Origin of the sequence: Actinoplanes sp. NPDC049118 (assembly GCF_040648555.1) — a bacterium.
In the GTDB taxonomy this organism is placed as follows: domain Bacteria; phylum Actinomycetota; class Actinomycetes; order Mycobacteriales; family Micromonosporaceae; genus Actinoplanes.
The window spans coordinates 51,507-68,285 of the sequence record NZ_JBEZDY010000027.1 but is presented as its reverse complement, the minus strand read 5'-3'; the positions used below and the strand labels follow the sequence as shown (position 1 = coordinate 68,285).

At 73.4% G+C, this 16,779-nt stretch carries 14 protein-coding genes; 6 read left to right on the top strand and 8 right to left on the bottom strand.

Features of this window, described 5'->3' with window-relative positions; all coding sequences use genetic code 11:
- Positions 1–603 precede the first annotated feature (603 nt).
- Positions 604–3,867, top strand: coding sequence for an SCO7613 C-terminal domain-containing membrane protein (locus tag AB0B58_RS33380; protein WP_360231988.1), 3,264 nt, complete (start codon positions 604–606; stop codon positions 3,865–3,867).
- 56 nt (positions 3,868–3,923) lie between these two features.
- On the opposite strand, the gene AB0B58_RS33375 is transcribed toward AB0B58_RS33380, so the two are convergent.
- From AB0B58_RS33375 to AB0B58_RS33360, 4 genes are all read right to left on the bottom strand, one after another.
- The gene (locus AB0B58_RS33375; RefSeq protein WP_360231985.1) at positions 3,924–4,193 is read right to left on the bottom strand and encodes a hypothetical protein; all 270 of its coding nucleotides are present in this window, start codon (positions 4,191–4,193) and stop codon (positions 3,924–3,926) included.
- A gap of 30 nt (positions 4,194–4,223) precedes the next feature.
- Entirely contained in the window at positions 4,224–4,802 is a 579-nt protein-coding gene (locus AB0B58_RS33370) for a DsbA family protein (RefSeq protein WP_360231982.1), read from the bottom strand.
- 84 nt (positions 4,803–4,886) lie between these two features.
- Positions 4,887–6,698, bottom strand: a complete 1,812-nt coding sequence (locus tag AB0B58_RS33365; protein ID WP_360231979.1) for an anthranilate synthase family protein — start codon at positions 6,696–6,698, stop codon at positions 4,887–4,889.
- Positions 6,699–6,918: 220 nt separating this feature from the next.
- Positions 6,919–7,155, bottom strand: a complete 237-nt coding sequence (locus AB0B58_RS33360) for a hypothetical protein (protein ID WP_360231976.1) — start codon at positions 7,153–7,155, stop codon at positions 6,919–6,921.
- A gap of 198 nt (positions 7,156–7,353) precedes the next feature.
- On the opposite strand from AB0B58_RS33360, the gene AB0B58_RS33355 reads away from it, so the two are divergent.
- The 5 genes from AB0B58_RS33355 to AB0B58_RS33335 all read left to right on the top strand — a co-directional run bounded on the left by AB0B58_RS33355 (position 7,354) and on the right by AB0B58_RS33335 (position 13,571).
- On the top strand, positions 7,354–7,728 hold the full coding sequence (locus tag AB0B58_RS33355) for a response regulator (RefSeq protein ID WP_360231973.1): 375 nt from the start codon (positions 7,354–7,356) through the stop codon (positions 7,726–7,728).
- Between the two features lie 9 nt (positions 7,729–7,737).
- Positions 7,738–9,729 carry an ATP-binding protein gene (locus AB0B58_RS33350; RefSeq protein WP_360231970.1) on the top strand — a complete coding sequence of 664 codons (1,992 nt, stop codon included), beginning with the start codon at positions 7,738–7,740 and terminating at the stop codon, positions 9,727–9,729.
- Between the two features lie 39 nt (positions 9,730–9,768).
- Entirely contained in the window at positions 9,769–10,707 is a 939-nt protein-coding gene (locus AB0B58_RS33345) for a serine hydrolase domain-containing protein (protein ID WP_360231967.1), read from the top strand.
- A gap of 30 nt (positions 10,708–10,737) precedes the next feature.
- Positions 10,738–11,781: a LacI family DNA-binding transcriptional regulator gene (locus AB0B58_RS33340; RefSeq protein WP_360231964.1), complete on the top strand. Its 1,044-nt coding sequence runs from the start codon at positions 10,738–10,740 to the stop codon at positions 11,779–11,781.
- A 92-nt stretch (positions 11,782–11,873) separates the two neighbouring features.
- Entirely contained in the window at positions 11,874–13,571 is a 1,698-nt protein-coding gene (locus AB0B58_RS33335) for a glycoside hydrolase family 13 protein (RefSeq protein WP_360231961.1), read from the top strand.
- 24 nt (positions 13,572–13,595) lie between these two features.
- Here the strand turns inward: AB0B58_RS33335 and AB0B58_RS33330 are convergent, their stop codons facing one another.
- The 4 genes from AB0B58_RS33330 to AB0B58_RS33315 are packed head-to-tail and all read right to left on the bottom strand — an operon-like array spanning position 13,596 to position 16,763.
- Positions 13,596–14,324 carry a DUF6390 family protein gene (locus tag AB0B58_RS33330; protein WP_360231958.1) on the bottom strand — a complete coding sequence of 243 codons (729 nt, stop codon included), beginning with the start codon at positions 14,322–14,324 and terminating at the stop codon, positions 13,596–13,598.
- The gene (gene hypE, locus AB0B58_RS33325; protein WP_360231955.1) at positions 14,324–15,382 is read right to left on the bottom strand and encodes a hydrogenase expression/formation protein HypE; all 1,059 of its coding nucleotides are present in this window, start codon (positions 15,380–15,382) and stop codon (positions 14,324–14,326) included. The genes AB0B58_RS33330 and hypE overlap by 1 nt, the downstream gene beginning before the upstream one ends.
- Positions 15,382–16,482 carry a hydrogenase formation protein HypD gene (hypD, locus tag AB0B58_RS33320; RefSeq protein ID WP_360231951.1) on the bottom strand — a complete coding sequence of 367 codons (1,101 nt, stop codon included), beginning with the start codon at positions 16,480–16,482 and terminating at the stop codon, positions 15,382–15,384. The genes hypE and hypD overlap by 1 nt, the downstream gene beginning before the upstream one ends.
- Positions 16,479–16,763 (bottom strand): HypC/HybG/HupF family hydrogenase formation chaperone, encoded by a 285-nt coding sequence (locus AB0B58_RS33315; RefSeq protein ID WP_360231948.1) that lies wholly within the window; start codon positions 16,761–16,763, stop codon positions 16,479–16,481. The genes hypD and AB0B58_RS33315 overlap by 4 nt, the downstream gene beginning before the upstream one ends.
- Between the last annotated feature and the right edge of the window lie 16 nt (positions 16,764–16,779).

Sequence of the window (16,779 nt, the reverse complement as noted above, 5' to 3'; positions counted from 1 at the left end):
CTCGCGGCCCGCCGGCCGCGGTTGAACAGGTTCCGGGATATGCGGGCCAAGTCGGAGGCGGACGGCGGACGGTTCTTCGCCGAGCAGGCCGTCTTCCTGCTCGGGTACACGATGGACGGCTTTGATCAGGATTCCACGAGTCCGACAATTACGACCGGGAGCAGGGCGTCGAAGAGCAGGTACGCCAGGAGCTCTGCCGATCGCCGGAGCTCTCCGCCGAACAGGTGGAGTCGATTCGGTGGCAGGCGCTGCGGGACGCCGAGTCGACGCGGTCGGCCGTCGGGCGTCTCCGCGGATGACGTTCGCCGGTTCTGAGGAGGTGTCCGCGGTGGCCGCCGCCGCGGCGGCGCTGCGGTCGGCCGCCGGTCCGACCGCGGATCTGGCGTGGCGGTGCTGGCCGACAGGCCGGCACCGGAGTGGCGCTGGCCCGCCGAGGAGATCTAGCCCGTCTCGGCCTCGGTCGGGAACCGGGCCCTCGCGATGCTCGCCCGGCCGTGCATCCAGGCGGTCGACGCTGATCCCGCCGTTTCTGGGTCGTCGGCCGCGGCCACCTAGGTATGCGGACTCAGGAGCCGGAGGCCGCGGGCGGCGATGATCGTCCGTGTGACCTCGTACCCGTGCCCGTACTGCCATTCCCCGGCGAATCTGACCTCCGGCTGTCCCGGCTGCGGCCGCGGCCCGGACCCCGACGCCGCCGAGGTCGTCCGCCTCGACGCGGAGATCCCGGTGCTCGCCGCCCGGCTGGCGGACGCCCGCGTGGCGGTCACGGCGGCCGACGACGCGCTGCGACTTGCCTGGCGTTCGCGCGAGGCCGCGGTGGCCCGGATCCGTGTGGCGATGACGCCGCGGGTCGCGCCGGCGGTCGCGCGGCCCGCCGGACCGCCGCCGGCGCCGCGCACGAAGGAAGCGTCGACCAAACTGGTCCAGAACGTGCTGTTCACGCTCGGTGGCCTGCTGCTCGGCGTCGCGGCGATCGTCTTCACCGCGGTCGCGTGGGCGCAGTTCGGCGTCGGCGGCCGCGCGCTGCTGCTCGCCGGGTTCACCGTTGTCGCCCTGGCGTTGCCGTTCGCCGCGCTGCGGCGCAACCTGCGCGCGACGGCGGAGACCTTCGCGGCGGTCGGCCTGCTGCTGGTGCTGCTCGACGGGTACGCGGCCTGGTACGTGAACCTGTTCGGCGTCGCGGACTACTCGGCGCTCGGGTACGCCGGTGCGGTCTGCGCGGTCACGGCCGCGGTCGCCGCCGGGTACGAGCACGTGACCGGGCTGGCCGGGCCCCGCTTCGCGGCGCTGATCGTGGCACAGCCGGTGCTGCCGCTGCTCGCGGCGCCGTTCGAGCCGGGTTCGGTCGGGTGGGCGTACACGTTCACGGGGGTCGCCGCCCTGAACCTCGTGGTGATCCACCTGCGGCGGTCGGCGCTGAGCGAGCTGGGTGTCACGGCGTACGCGTTCGGCGGTATCGCGCTCGCCCTCGCCGGCCTGCCGGCGCTGGTGGCGCTGGCCGACTCCGACACGGCCGCGGAGGCGGCGCTGGCCGCTTCCGCGCTGGTGGCGTCCGCCGGGCTGATGGTGACCGCGGCGGTCCTGGCCCGGGTCCGGACCGCTCAGGCGATCACCGGCGGCCTGTTCGTGGTCGCCCTGGCACTCGCGGCGGGCCGGTTCGTGGCGGTCGCCGGCGGGAGCTTCCTCGCCCCGGTGCTGATCGCCGCGGTCGTCGCCGCGACGGCGGTCCTGGTCACGGTGGTGAACCGGCTGCTGCCGGCGCCGGTACGCCGCGGGCCGTGGATCGGCGCGCTGGTCGTCGCGGCCGGCCCGGCCGTCATCGCGGTCGACCGCACGCTCCTCGGCGTCGCCGACTGGCGCCTGCCCGCCGTGATCGCGCTCGTCACCGCCGCCCTGGTCGTCCTGGTCCCGCGTGCCCTGCAGCCGCATGTGCTGCTCGGCGGTGCCGCGCTGCTGGCCCACTCCGCCCCGGCCGGCTTCGGCCTGTACTGGTGGACCGCGGCGGTCCTCGACCTGGTCGTCGTCGCGGCGGCGCTGGCCGTGGCCCTGCGGGTGGTTCCTATCTGGCCCGCAACAGTCGCCGCCGCGCTCACGGTCCATGCGGTGGTGGTCGCCCTCGAGAGCCCGGGCGTCGCCTGCGCGACCCTGGCCGCGGTCGCCGCCCTCGGCGTCGGCACCGCGGCCGCCGCCCGGCGTGACCAGCGGACGCTCGGGGGAGTGGCGCTCACCGTCGGGCTGCTCGCCGTGCCGGCGGCGGCCTGGGCCGGCGCGGTCGCGCTGTCCCAGCCGGCCCCGGTGCAGAGCCGGGTGGCCCTCGCCGCGGTGGCGCTGCTGGTCGGGGCGCTGCACCTGACCGCCCGGGGCTACCGGACCCATGTGCTGGCGGCCGTCCTGCTGGCCGTCGTGTCGGCCCCCGCGTGGGCGTACGCGTCGGGCGACTCACCCGCGATCTACGCGGCGGTCGGCCTGCTGCTCGTCGCGCTCACCTTCTCGGCGACGATCTGGGCCGGCCTGGCCGCGCTGCCGCTCGGCTCCGCGCTGCTCGGCTGGACCGCGCCGAGCCTGTTCGCCGTCCTGCTGCGCCCGTACGGGTGGTTGGGTCAGGCGTGGACCGGCACGCCGGACGGCACCGGCGTCGGCACGGCGGCGAGCGCCGCTGTGGTCGCGCTCGGGGTGTTCGCCGTGGCCGTCACGATCGCGGTGCGGGCCGCGCGCGGCCTGCGGGCGGCGACCTGGGCCGTCGCGCCGATCCTCGCCGTGCTGGCGCCGGCGGGTCTCGCCGCGGCCGGCGTGCCGTGGCCCGGGGTGCCGGCCGCGAGCCTGCTCCTCGGCCTGGCCGGGCTGCTCGCCGTCGCGCTGCTGCGGCCGTCCGAATTCGGTCCGGGCGGGTTCGGGGCCGCCCGGGCCGCGACGGGCCTGGCCGGTGCCGCGCTGACCGGGGCCGGGCTCGCCGGGTCGCTGCCGACCGCCGGCGCCACCCTGGCCGCGCTCGGTCTCACCGTGGTCGCCGGTGCCGTGGCAGGCGTCTCCGGCCGCGGCCTCGCGGCACGGCTGTCGGGCTGGCTGGGTGTCGCCGCCGGCGCCGTGACGTTCGCGTTCTCGGCGAGCCGGGCGGCCGGCCTGCCCCTCGACCGCACGGCCTTCGCGGTGCTCGGCACCGCCGCGGTGCTGCTGGGGCTGGGCACGGCGCTCGCGATCCGCCGGCCGTACGAGGGCCGGGCCGTACAGGTCGCCGCGCACGCCGGTGCGTTCGTCGCGCTGCTGTTCGCCGCCGGGTCGATCCGGTACGCGGCCCTCGTCTGCACGCTCTGGGGGCTGGCGCTCGGGCTGCGGGCGCTGCGTCCCGGTGAGGCCGCGGCGGTCCGGCGTGGACACGTCATCGCGGCGCTGCTCGCCGAGCTCTGCGCCTGGTGGCTGCTGATCGCGGCCGTCGGGGTCGCGACGGTCGAGGCCTACACGCTGCCGGCCGCCGCGGTGGCGCTGTTCATCGGCTGGCTGGCCCGCCGCGACCGGGGTGACCTGTCGAGCTGGATCGCGTACGGCCCGGCGCTGGCCGCGGCGCTGCTGCCGACGCTGGCGTCCGTCCTGACGGGCGAGGCCGAGCCGCTGCGCCGGCTGCTGCTCGGCCTCGGCGCGCTCGCCGTCCTGCTGGCCGGTGCGCACGTCCGCCTCCAGGCGCCGGTGGTCGCCGGCGGCGGCGTCCTGGTCGCCGTTGCCCTGCACGAGGCGGCGCTGGTCTGGGATCTGCTGCCGCGCTGGATCCCGCTCGCGATGGCCGGCCTGCTGCTGGTCGGCCTGGCGATGACCCTGGAACGCCGCCGCCGCGACCTGGCCCGCGTCCGCGCGGCCCTGACCCGGATGGGCTGATCCGCCGGTTGCCGCGGCCTGCGTCCGCGATTCCTGACCGGGGAGATGCCGGCCGGTCAGGAGTCGCGGACGATGGCCTCGGCGACGCGGCGCAGCTCGGCGTGGTCCGGTTCGAAGCCCGCGGCGATGTCGGGGTGCAGGCCCGCGCGGGTCTGCTCCAGCAGCTGCGCCGTCACCGTGTCGACCGGCTCACCGGCGTACCCGTCGGCGATCTTCTCCGCCGCGGCCCGCAGCGCGGACGTCAGCTGATCCTCCAGCGGGCCGCGCAGCTTGTCCCCGACCGGGCTCAGGGAGTCCGGGTCCAGGTTGACCTGTGGCTCGATCATGTGGTGCTCCTTCATCAGGCTGACGACGACTTACCGGCGGCCACGCTTGAGCTCGAAGAACGCGCCGCTCCGGGCGAGCGGGACGACCGCGTCCCAGATGGCCAGGGACTCCTCGCGGTCGGGTACCTCGTCGATGATCGGGCCGTGCACGCCCCGCCCGGCGCCCTCGATCATCAGGACCGGCGAGCCGATGTCCGGCCCCGCCGAGCCGAAGCCCAGCTCGTGCGACTCGCGCACCGCCTCGTCCCACGCCGGGTCCTCGAGGATAGCCTTCGCGTTGTCGACGCCGGCCGCCTCGGCCGCCGCCACGACGATCTCGTCCGAGATCGGCACGCCGGCCTCGTGGGTGCGGGTGCCGAGCTCGGTGTAGAAGGCGCCGACGGTCTCGTCGCGGTGATCGGCACGCAGCGCCTCCACCAGGCGCAGCGCCCGGCTGGACGCCGCCATCATCGGCTTGTACTGGTCCGGGACGTTGTCACCGTTGAGGATGGACAGGCTGAACGCGCGCCAGCGCAGGGTCACGCCACGCTGTTCTGCCACGCCGACAAGCCACCGCGAGGTGCGCCAGGTGAACGGGCAGGCCGGATCGAAGAAATAGGTGGCTTCCATGCCGAAGATCCTAGGCCGCGGCGGGCGGGGCCGGTGGTCCAAGCGGAGGCTCTCGGTCCGCTTGAACCACCGGTGTCCTATGCGCTACCCGCTGGTTGCCGGGCTAACCGTCCGGGAGAGAAGTGGCGGGAGAAGTTCCGCGAGGACCGCGACGCCGTCCGCGCTGAGCACCGACTCCGGGTGGAACTGGACACCCGCGAATCCCGGGCCGCGCAGCGCGTGCACCGTGCCGTCCGCCGGGTCGGCGGCGATCTCCACGCCGTCGATCCGGTCGGCGAGGGCCGTGAAGCTGGAGTAGAAGCCGACCCGGCGCACGTTCCCGAACAGGTCGATGTCGCGGGCGACGCCCTGGTAGGGCACGTCCCGGCGGTGCAGGCGCAGGCCGAGCGCGGCGCTGAGGATCTGGTGGCCCAGGCAGACCGCCAGCGTCGGCTGGCCCGCCGCCAGCAGGTCGGCGATCAGGGCCCGGAGCGTCGACATCTTCTCCCCGCCGGAGGCGGGGTCGCCCGGGCCGGGGCCGACGACCACCAGGTCGGCGCCCGGCACGACCGGCGCCGTCCACGGCACCACCGTCACGGCCAGGCCGAGGGCGCGGAGCTGGTGCGCCAGCATGGCCGTGAACGTGTCCTCGTTGTCGACGATCACGGCCGTCCGGCCGTCCAGGTCCGGCACGGTCAGGGCGCCCGGGCGGCGCTGGTCCAGCCAGAAGCGGGCCAGGCCGTCGTTGCGCGCGGCCAGGGCGGCCAGCACCTCGGGGCCGTCGTCCTCGGGGCGTGCCGCCGGCCGGGGCAGGGAGGAGGCGCCCAGCGCGGCCAGCACGCCCGCGGCCTTGGTGTGTGTCTCGGCGACCTCGCCGGCCGCGGTCGAGTGCCGGACCAGGGTGGCGCCGACCGGCACCCGCAGGGTGCCGGCGGGCGAGATCTCCGCCGTGCGGATCAGGATCGGCGCGTCGAGGGTCTGCCGCCCCTCGTCGTCGTGGCCGAGCAGCGCGAGCACGCCCGCGTAGTAGCCGCGGCCGCGGCGCTCGTGCCGGGCGATCACCCGGCAGGCGTTCTCCAGCGGGCTGCCGGTGACGGTCGGCGCGAACATGGTCGCGCGCAGCACCTCGCGTACGTCGAGCGAGCCCTTTCCGGCCAGCAGATACTCGGTGTGGGTGAGGTGGGCCATCCGTTTCAGGTACGGGCCGACGACCTGCCCGCCGTGCTCGGCGACCGCGGCCATCATCTTGAGCTCCTCGTCGAGCACCATGTACAGCTCGTCGATCTCCTTGCGGTCGGCGAGGAAGTCGAGCAGGTCGCGGGTGCCGTCGTGGCGGAACGTTCCGGAGATCGGGTTCATCATCGTCAGGCCGTCGGCGACGCTGACGTGCCGCTCCGGGGTGGCGCCGACGAGCGTACGGGTGCCGGTGTGCACCAGGAACGTCCAGTACGCGCCCCGCTCGCCGGTGAGCAGGTTGCGGAACGCCGCCCGGGCCGCGTCGAGCGGGGCGCCGTCGACGGTCGCCGTGAAGACGCGGTGGATGACGAAGTTGGCGCCCTCGCCGCGGCCGATCTCGTCGCGCAGTACCTCGGCGACGATCTCGCCGTACGCGTCGTCGGTGATGTCGAACGCGCCGCCGGAGAGCGCGACCGGCGCGGCCGGGAGTTCGTCGATGACCTGAGGCAGGGGCCGGGTGGTGTGTGCGGCGATCCGCAGGCATTCCAGGGGCGCGCCGTCGTCGACGCAGTCGAAGCCGCGCTCGGCGATCTGCCGGAACGGGATCAGGGCGAGGGTCTGCGGGCCGGGTCTTCCGGGTGTCAGGGGGATGTCGGCGAGCGTGTCGACGGTGACGACGTCGCCTTCGAGGACGTCGACGTGGTCGGCGCCGTCACGGTGCAGCAGGGCGAAGGGCCTCATGGTTCCTCGGTTCGGTCATGAGCCGCCGCCGAGGATCGGGCCACACGGAAACGGCCGCCTCGGAGAGGCGGCCGCGGTGGGTGAGGTTACGCGCGGGTGGGTGTGGCCGCCGGGTCGGCGGGCCACCACATGCTCAATCGCGCGTGCATGACCGATACCTTACGGCCGGTCGCGGTGCCGGCGCCAGCTTTGCCGGCGCCGGCGTCTCGAAGGAGGGCGGTCAGGCCGCGAACGCGGTGCGCACCGCGTTCCGGGCCCACTGCATCCGGCCGAGGGCGCAGTCGGGGTGCTCGCCGAACTCCTGGGCGACGAGGGCGGCGCAGCCGCTCTCACCCAGCCGGTCCACCGTCTCGGACACGGCCTCGCGGATCAGCTCTGCCGTCGGCTGCTGCGAACGCTGCAGGTCGGAGACGAACAACGCCTCGGTGCGGATGTCATCGCTGTCCAGGACAGTCATCGGGTCCTCCTGCCGTTCTGTTCGCGGTTGAGCGTCTGTGTTCAAGGGCACCAGGTCGGAGCTGCACGGCGGCTGCGCGGGGGTTGCCATGTGGTTGCGGCGAGCGGCGGTCTTACGCGGACTAACGGGATATCATGCGAATTGGTAGCGAATATCAGGTCGGGCATTCCCGCGCGGCCTCGACCGGGGGGAATTGCCGTGACGGTGGTCCTGGTCGCCGACGACGATCCCGACATCCGTGACCTGGTGGCGTTCAAGCTCGAGCAGGCCGGCTTCGACGTGATCGCGGTCGAGGACGGCCAGTCGGCGCTCGAGCAGGCCCGGGCCCGGCAGCCCACGCTCGCGGTCCTGGACATCTCGATGCCCGGGCTCTCCGGCATCGACGTGTGCCGGATATTGCGCGGCGACCCGGTGACGTCCGGCATGCTGATCATCATGCTGACCGCCCGCGTGCAGGAGCACGACGTCGAGGGTGGCTTCAGCGCCGGCGCCGACGACTACGTGACCAAGCCCTTCAGCCCGCGCGAGCTGGTGTCGCGGATCCAGGCGCTGCTGAGCCGGGCCCGGGCCTGATACCTGCCCATGCGCGGTGACCGCTCTGTCGGATTCCTGCTGACCAGAGCGTTCGTGATCCTGGTCAGCCTGATCGTCTGTTCCGGGCTGATCGAGACGGCCATGGTGCTGCAGCAGCACCGGGTGGTCCGCGCGCTCACCACCGGGGTCCATCCGCTCCGGCTGGCCAACGCCCAGCTACGCGGCGTGCTCACCGACGCGCAGCGGGGACTGCGCGGCTACTCGCTGACCGGCGACGACGAGATGCTGGGCGTCTTCGAGGCCGCCGTGGCCGACTACGCCCTGGTCAGCCAGTCGCTGCGGTCGCTGGCGGACAAGGACGAGGTGCCGGCCGTCGACGAGCAGCTGATCCGGGCCGACACCTGGTTCGACCTGGCGGAGCTGCAGAGCCGGGCGCCGCCGCGCAGCGCCGAGGCGGTGCGGTACGCCAGCGAGGGGCGGCCGCTCTTCCAGGCCTTCCTGGCCGCGAACCGGGATTTCGACGCCGATCTCGCCGCACGCACCGACGAGCTGCGGAGCCTCAGCTTCCGGCTGGGCGGCGCGACAATCGTGGTACTGGTGGCGCTGACCGTCGGCGCGGCGCTCCTCGCCGCCATCACCGCGATCATCACGGCCCGCCGGATCACCGTTCCGCTCGACGACGTGGTCCGCGTGATGGCCCAGCGCGGGCAGGGCAAGCTCGATGTCCGTGCCGACGCCGGCAGCGGCCCGACCGAGATCCGGGCGGTCGCCGCCGCGGTCAACGCCATGGCGGACGAGGGCGACCGGATACGCGGCGCCGAGCGCGACGTCGCCAGGCGGCGCGGCCTGGTCCGCGAGCTCGGCTACCGGATTCGGGCACACCTCAGCGTCCTGGACGCGATCGACGAGGCGATCCGGGGTCTTGCCGAGATCATGCGGGCCGACCACGTGCTGGTCCGGATGGCGCCCGGGTGTCCCGAGGTGCCGCGGCTGAGCAGCCTGCGCGACGAGCACGCCGGCGGGCCGCTCGCCCCGCTCGCCGGCTGCGACGTGGGCTGGCTCAGGAGCGGCGACGTATGGACCACCGACGACCCGGTGCCGGCCGGTGGCGTGCATCCCCCGGAGGCCGAGCGGCAGGCCTGGGCCCGGGTCGGCGACGGGCCGGTACTCACCGTGGCGGTCAGCGCCGGAGAGGACTGCCTCGGCGCGCTCACCCTGATCCGCGACGCCCGGGAGCCCTTCACGCCGGTGGACGTCCGGCTCACCGAGTCGGTCGCCGGCGACCTCGGCCGCGGGGTGCACCTCGCCCGCCTGTACGAGCGCGAACAGCAGCTGGTGGCCCGGCTGCAGGATCTGGACACCGCGAAGAACGACTTTCTGTCGACCGTCTCGCACGAGCTGCGCACGCCGCTGACCAGCATCTCCGGCTATGTCGAGCTGCTGCTGGACGCCGAGGCCGGCGAGCTGACACCCCAGCAGGCGCGGATGCTGGACGTGATCGGGCGCAACACCCGGCGGCTGCGCGAGCTGATCGAGGAGCTGCTGGTCCTCTCGAAGATCGAATCGGGGACGTTCCAGGCCACGCCGCACCCGGTCGACCTGGCCGAGCTGGTGGAGGCCGCCGTCGCGGCGATCTCGCCGGCGGCGGTCAAGGCGCGGGTCGGCCTGCACACCGAGGTGTACGGGCCGCTGCGGCTCAACGCCGACGCCGGCCAGCTGGACCGGCTCCTGATGAACCTGTTGACGAACGCGGTGAAGTTCACGCCGGCGGCCGGCACGGTGTCGCTGGTGGCGCGGCGCGAGGACGGCGAGGTGGTCATCGCTGTCGCGGACACCGGCATGGGCATCCCGGAGGGGGAGCAGGACGCGCTCTTCACCCGCTTCTTCCGGGCCAGCAACGCGGTCCGGGAGGCGGTTCCCGGCACCGGCCTGGGCCTGGCGATCGTCAGCACCGTGGTGGAAAACCACCACGGCCGGATCGACGTGCAGTCGACCGAGGGCGTCGGTACGACCTTCACGATTCACCTCCCGGTGTCCTGATCTCTCCTTTCCCCCGCGTTCGGGGCTAATCTGTCGGCCATGTGGACAGTCGAGGGCCTGCACGGCGCCGCGTTGGTGACCGTCGACGGGTCAGTCGCGGTGGACGTCGCCGGCGGCCCGGCGACGTCGGAGACCCGCTTCCCGATCGCCTCGCTGGGCAAGCAGTTCGCCGCGGTCGCCGCGCTGCTGCTGGCCGAGCGGGGCACGCTCAAGTTGGACCAGCCGGTGAGTCACTGGCTGCCGGGCAGCCCGGCCCGGTGGCGCGAGATCACCCTGCACCACCTGCTGACGCACACCTCCGGGATGAGCCACTGGCAGGACGTGCCGGGATTCGGCGTGGCCGAGACGATCGCGATCGAGCAGCGTGTCCCGCTGCTCACGCACGCGGAGCCGCTCAGCCGGCCGGGGGTCCGCTGGTGCTACAGCAGCCCCGGCTATCTGCTGGTCGCGCACATCGTCGAGCGGGCCGCGGGACAGGAGTACGGGTCGTTCCTCGCGGAGCACCTCTTCGCGCCGGCCGGCCTGGGCTCGACCACGACGGGACGTCCGGACGGCGCCGGGTCCGCACGCGGGCACCGCGCCGGCGAGCCGCTGCCGGATGCCGTGCTGCCGCCGTTGCCGGGCACCAGCGACGTGTGGTCGACCGTGGGCGATCTGGCCCGCTGGACGGGTGCCCTGCACACCGGCGCCGTGCTCGGCTGGGAGTCGCACATGGTGCTGACGGGCCCGCTCGCGCCGACGGGGGAGGAGCCCGCGCCGGGCCGGTCCTTCGCCGGCGCCTATTACGGCTACGGGCTGTACATCGGCACGGTCGGCGGGCACCGGGCCTACTTCCACCCCGGCGACATACCCGGCTTCGTCACGTTCGGCGCCTGGCTGCCGGACCGCCGCGCGGGGATCGTCGTCCTGGCCGACGACGAGACGGCAGACGTGCACACCCTGGTCCGGCAGCTGCTGTCGGCGGCTGGGTTATCGTAGGCGCTTACCGAGCGAGCGAGGTCGTGGCGGATGCCGTCGAAAAAGGCCGGCGGCAAGCCGACGTCAAGTGATGTCGCCGCGGCGGCCGGAGTGTCCCGGTCGGCGGTGTCGTGCGCCTTCAACAACCCGCAGCGGATCTCCGCCGCCACCCGTGAGCGCATCCTGGCGGTGGCCCGGGAGATCGGCTACACGCCGAACACGCTGGCCCGGATGCTGCAGGCCGGCGCGACCCAGTCGCTGGGCGTGCTGCTGCCGGAGCCGCTGGCCCGGATCATGGAGAACCCCTACTACTCGCGGTTCCTGATGGGCGTCGGGCAGGTGTGCGACCAGGAGGGCTACACCCTGCTGCTCACGCCGCCGCTGCAGGACTCGGTGCTCAAGGCCATCCCGTACGCGGCGGTCGACGGCTTCATCGTCTGCGGGCTGGAGATGGACCGGGGTGAGGTGGCCGAGCTCGAGCGGCGCAACATCCCGTTCGTGCTGATCGACAGCGACCGGTACGAGGGCGCGCCCAGCGTTGACGTCGACGATCATGGCGGCGCCCGGGAGGTCACCCGGTACCTGCTGGAGCAGGGGCACCGGCGTCTCGCGGTGGTGTCGCTGGGCCCGGGCCCGGACCAGCCGGACCGCGGCCCCGGCGGACCGCTGCGGCGGCGGATGGCCGGCATCGCGGAGGCGCTGGCCGAGGTCGGGCTCACGATGGACGACGTGCGGCTGGCGGAGGTCCCGGTGTCGCGCACGGAGGGTTACCGCGCGACCCGCGCGCTGATGGCCGATGGGCAGCCGCCGACGGCGATCATGGCGCTCTCCGACGTGCTCGCGTACGGGGTGGTCGACGCCCTGCAGGAGCTCGGCATCGACGTGCCGACGGGGGTCTCGGTGACCGGTTTCGACGACCTGGCCGAGTCGGCGTGGTTCCGCCCCCGGCTGACCACGGTGCGGCAGCCGATCGTGACCAAGGGTCGCACCGCGGCGGACTTCCTCATCTCGGCCATCCGGGGCGAGGACCAGCACCCGCACCAGTCGCTCGGCACGTCGCTGATCGTGCGCGACTCCACCGCCAAGCCGTCCTGAGCCGTTACTGAGAGCTATCGTCCGACCCGGCGGCGAGGTCGGCCGTTCAGAGGTATGTAACACGAGTTAGTAACCTGCTACCGTCATCCGCCATGACCGATCAACTGTTCGCACTACCGACGGCTGAGCGCGACGACGCCGCCGCGGCCGCGCCGAGCCCCTGGTGGCGGGACGCGGTCATCTACCAGATCTACCCGCGTAGCTTCGCCGACTCCGACGGCGACGGCATCGGCGATCTGCCGGGCATCCGCAGCCGCCTGCCGTACCTGCGTGAGCTGGGCGTCGACGCCGTGTGGCTGTCGCCGTTCTACGCCTCGCCGCAGGCCGACGCCGGCTACGACGTGGCGGACTACCGCATGGTCGACCCGATGTTCGGCACCATCGCCGACGCGCAGGGTCTGATCGCCGACGCACACGGGCTCGGGATCCGCGTGATCGTCGACCTCGTGCCGAACCACTCCTCGGACCAGCACGAATGGTTCCGGCGGGCGATCGCGGAGGGCCCCGGCTCGCCGCTGCGGGGGCGTTACCACTTCCAGCCCGGACAGGGCGAGAACGGCGAGCTGCCGCCGAACAACTGGAAGTCGATCTTCGGTGGCCCCGCCTGGACCCGGACCACCGACCCGGACGGCACCCCCGGCGACTGGTACCTGCACCTGTTCGCGCCGGAGCAGCCGGACTTCAACTGGGAGCACCCCGCGGTCGCCGACGAGTTCCGCACCATCCTGCGGTTCTGGCTGGACCTCGGCGTCGACGGCTTCCGGATCGACGTGGCGCACGGCATGGTCAAGGCCGAGGGCCTGCCCGACATCGACGAGTCGAGGGAATGGCACCTGCTCGACGCGGGCATCAGCCCGTGCTTCGACCGCGACGGCGTGCACGAGATCTACCGCAGCTGGCGTCGGATCCTCGACGAGTACCCGGGCGAGCGCATCGCGGTGGCCGAGGCGTGGGCGCCGACCCTGGAGCGGGTCGCCAACTACGTGCGCCCCGACGAACTGCACCAGGCCTTCAACTTCAGCTACCTCGGCACGGCGTGGGACGCCGCCGACCAGCGCAAGGTCATCGACGACTCGCTCGAGGCGATGCGCAAGGTCGGCGCCCCGGCCACCTGGACGCTGTCCAACCACGACGTCGTCCGGCACACCACCCGCATGCTGCAGCCCAACGACGGCGACGAGGTGGCCGGCCGCAAGCCGATCGACGTCGACCCGGCGGCGGGGCAGCGCCGGGCGCGTGCCGCGACGCTGCTGATGCTCGCGCTGCCCGGCTCGGCGTACCTGTACCAGGGCGAGGAGCTGGGTCTGCCCGAGGTCGTCGACCTGCCGCCGGAGGTGCGCCAGGACCCGGCGTTCCACCGCGCGAACGGCCAGGACGGCTACCGCGACGGCTGCCGGGTGCCGATCCCGTGGGACGGCGACCGGACCCCGTACGGCTTCGGCCCGCCGGACGGCCCCAGCTGGCTGCCGCAGCCCGAGAGCTGGGCGCAGCTGAGCGTCGCGGCGCAGCAGGGACGCCCGGGCTCCACGCTGGAGCTCTACCGCGCGGCGCTGGCGCTGCGCCACTCGGACCCGGCGCTCGGCGCGGCGGACAACCTGACCTGGTGCGAGGCGCCGGAGGGCCTGCTGGTCTTCGAGCGCGCCCCGCACTTCCGCTGCACGGTCAACATGACGGCGGCCCCGATCCGGATCCCCATGCCGGGGCGGGCGCTGCTGACCAGCGGCCCGGTCGACCTGGACGGCGCCGAGGTGGAGATCCCGGCGGACACCACGATCTGGTGGTCCGTCTGACCCTGGACACGCGCGCCCCGGTCGTCACCCGCACTTCTCGACGGCCGGGGCCGTCAGGGAGCGACGCTGGCGCAGCTCCAGCGACTCGATCCGCTCCTGCTGCTCGCCGGTGATGACGTCGCAGACCCAGTCCCAGTGCAGGGACACCCGGTCGCCGGGTGACAGGCTGCCGAGCAGCGATCTCCCGTTGACCGACCAGGCGGCGACCTCGTCGCGCGCCGGACCCGGCGTCAGCTCCGCGCCGTCCCACACCAGGGGATTCGAGCGTACGGTCGCCGACTCGCCGTGCACGTCGAGGACGACGCCGACGCGGATGCGGCAGCGGTCGAGCACCGACACCGCGACCGGCCCGGCCTTGGCCGTGAGCAGCCCGGCCCACGGATAGACCTCGAACACCTGGAAGCTGTGGTGCGGCGTGGCCCGCTCGCCCGCCGTACGCCAGGTGCCGCCGGGCTGGCCGTGGAAGCGTTCGCCCAGCCACGCCACCAGCTCCGGCGCCGAGACGCCGTCGAGCAGCTCGTTGCCGATCCAGTACGCCTCGACCACCGCCTCGTCGAGCGGATCGGCGATGCCGGCCGACGCGGCGATGAACTCCAGGTAGCTCCAGGCGCCCTCGAAGCAGCGGGCCCGCCGGGCGATCTCCGCCGGCGCGTCCGGGCGCAGCAGCGCCGCCGCACCCTCCGGCCCGCAGTAGCCCAGCTCGTTCGGCGGGTATGCATACCGGGCGAACAGCAGCGTCCCCCGCAGGCTCATCAGCAGATCCGGGGCAGTTGCTCGCCGATGGGCAGGTTGACGACCCGGGTGCCGCCGAGCGCCGTCCGCGCCACGACCATGCCGGGGTGCTCGGACACGACCGTGCCGATCCGGCGCGCGCCCTCGCCCAGCGGATGCGCCCGCATGGCGGCCAGGACGTCGCCGGCCTGCGCGGCGGGCACGAACGCCAGGAGCTTGCCCTCGTTGGCGACCTGCATCGGATCGAGGCCGAGCAGGCTGCACGCGTCGCGGACCCCCGGCGGTACGGGCAGGTCCCGCTCGACCAGTTCGACACCCACGCCCGCGGCCCGGGCTATCTCGTTCAGCGACGCCGAGACGCCGCCCCGGGTCGGGTCGCGCAGCACGTGCAGGTCGGCGCCGGTCGCGATCATCGCGGCGACCAGGCCGTGCAGCGGGGCGGTGTCGCTGCGCACGGCGGTGCCGAACTCGAGGCCCTCGCGGCAGCTCATGACCGCCACCCCGTGCACGCCGATGTCCCCGCTGATGAGCACCGCGTCCCCGGCCGCCGCCCGGTGCGCCGCGATGTCCACGCCGTCGGCGACGACGCCGATGCCGGTGGTGTTGATGTACACCCCGTCGCCGCTGCCGCTGTCCACGACCTTGGTGTCCCCGGTGACCAGCCGCACCCCGACGGCCGCCGCGGCGGCGCCCATCGCCTCGGCGATGCGGGCGAGGTCGGCCAGGGCGGTGCCCTCCTGCAGGATGAAGGCGGTCGACAGGTACAGCGGGGTGGCGCCGGACATGGCCAGGTCGTTGACGGTGCCGTTGATCGCGAGGTCGCCGATCGTGCCGCCGGGGAAGAACATCGGCTTCACCACGAACGAGTCGGTGGAGAACGCGAGGCGCGCGCCGCCGACGGTGACGACGGCGGAGTCGCCGAGGCTCGCGGTGCCGGCGGCGGCCCCGAATCGGGGCAGGAACAGGTGCTCGACGAGCTCGGCCGACATGGCCCCGCCGCCGCCGTGTCCCATCACGATCGACGGGGTGTTGCGCAGCGGCAGCGGGCAGGTCCAGTTCTCGAAGTCCAGGTCCGTCATCAGATCTGCACCAGGTCGAGCCGGCGGTACGCGTAGTAGGCGGCACACGCCCCCTCGGAGGACACCATCGTCGCGCCGAGCGGGTTGCGCGGGGTGCACTGCTTGCCGAACGCCGCGCACTCGTTCGGTTTCAGCAGGCCCTGCAGGACCTCGCCGGAGCGGCACAGCGCCGACTCGCAGGTGTTGATGCCGCCGACGTCGAAGCGCAGTTCCGCGTCGAAGTCGGAGTACCGCGGCGAGAGCCGCCACCCGCTGTCCGGGATCGTGCCGATGCCGCGCCAGGTCCGGTCGGTCACCTCGAACACGTCGCGCAGCATCGCCACCGCGGGCAGGTTGCCCTCCGCGCGTACGGCCCGGGGGTAGGCGTTCTGCAACTCGTGGCGCCCGGCCTCGAGCTGGACGATGGTCTGGCGGATGCCCTCGAGGATGTCGAGCGGCTCGAAGCCGGTCACCACGATCGGGACGCCGTACTTCTCGGCCAGGGGCGGGTATTCGCCGGTGCCCATGACGCTGCAGACGTGGCCGGCGGCCAGGAAGGCCTGCACCCGGCAGCGCGGCGACTCCATGATGGCGGCGATCGCCGGCGGCACCAGCACGTGCGAGACCAGCAGCGAGAAGTTGGTGATGCCGAGCCGCTTGGCCTGGTAGACGGTCATCGCGTTGGCCGGGGCGGTGGTCTCGAAGCCGATGCCGAAGAACACCACCTGGCGGTCGGGATTCTCCCGGGCGATGGTGAGCGCGTCGAGCGGGGAGTAGACGACGCGCACGTCCGCGCCGGCGCTCTTGACGCCGAACAGGTCCCGGTCGCTGCCGGGCACGCGCAGCATGTCGCCGAACGAGCAGAAGATCACGCCGGGCTGCGCGGCGATGGCCAGGGCCCGGTCGATGATCTCCAGCGGGGTGACGCAGACGGGACAGCCGGGGCCGTGGATCATCTCGATGCCCTCGGGCAGGAGCTGGTCGATGCCGTGCCGGATGATCGAGTGGGTCTGGCCGCCGCAGACCTCCATCAACGCCCAGGGGCGGGTGGCGGTCGCGTGGATCTCGTCGAGGAGCCTTCGGGCCAGGTCGGGGTTGCTGAATTCGTCGAGGTACTTCATTGGTCGGCTCCCGCCTGTTCGGCCGCGCGGGTGAACCCGTCGCCGAACTCGTCGTCGAGGATACCGAGGCGCTCGAAGTTGGCCAGCGTCTCAATCGCGGACTTCTCATCGAGCCGCTGGATGGCGAATCCGACGTGGACCACCACGTATTCGCCGATCGCGGCGTCGGGGATGTACTGGAGGCACACGTTCTTGTGTACGCCGCCGAAGTCGACCTCGGCCATCAGGGTGCCGTCGGTCTCGGCGATGCTCAGAACGCGTCCGGGAACGGCCAGGCACATGCGCGGGTCTCCTTTC

Bases quoted from the DNA above. Each gene is read 5' to 3' on its own strand.
- AB0B58_RS33335 (WP_360231961.1), top strand. From the start codon at position 11,874: ATGACCGATCAACTGTTCGCACTACCGACGGCTGAGCGCGACGACGCC.
- AB0B58_RS33370 (WP_360231982.1), bottom strand. From the start codon at position 4,802: ATGGAAGCCACCTATTTCTTCGATCCGGCCTGCCCGTTCACCTGGCGC.
- AB0B58_RS33330 (WP_360231958.1), bottom strand. From the start codon at position 14,324: ATGAGCCTGCGGGGGACGCTGCTGTTCGCCCGGTATGCATACCCGCCG.
- hypE (WP_360231955.1), bottom strand. From the start codon at position 15,382: ATGACGGACCTGGACTTCGAGAACTGGACCTGCCCGCTGCCGCTGCGC.
- hypD (WP_360231951.1), bottom strand. From the start codon at position 16,482: ATGAAGTACCTCGACGAATTCAGCAACCCCGACCTGGCCCGAAGGCTC.
- AB0B58_RS33360 (WP_360231976.1), bottom strand. From the start codon at position 7,155: ATGACTGTCCTGGACAGCGATGACATCCGCACCGAGGCGTTGTTCGTC.
- AB0B58_RS33350 (WP_360231970.1), top strand. From the start codon at position 7,738: ATGCGCGGTGACCGCTCTGTCGGATTCCTGCTGACCAGAGCGTTCGTG.
- AB0B58_RS33340 (WP_360231964.1), top strand. From the start codon at position 10,738: ATGCCGTCGAAAAAGGCCGGCGGCAAGCCGACGTCAAGTGATGTCGCC.
- AB0B58_RS33345 (WP_360231967.1), top strand. From the start codon at position 9,769: ATGTGGACAGTCGAGGGCCTGCACGGCGCCGCGTTGGTGACCGTCGAC.
- AB0B58_RS33365 (WP_360231979.1), bottom strand. From the start codon at position 6,698: ATGAGGCCCTTCGCCCTGCTGCACCGTGACGGCGCCGACCACGTCGAC.
- AB0B58_RS33375 (WP_360231985.1), bottom strand. From the start codon at position 4,193: ATGATCGAGCCACAGGTCAACCTGGACCCGGACTCCCTGAGCCCGGTC.
- AB0B58_RS33315 (WP_360231948.1), bottom strand. From the start codon at position 16,763: ATGTGCCTGGCCGTTCCCGGACGCGTTCTGAGCATCGCCGAGACCGAC.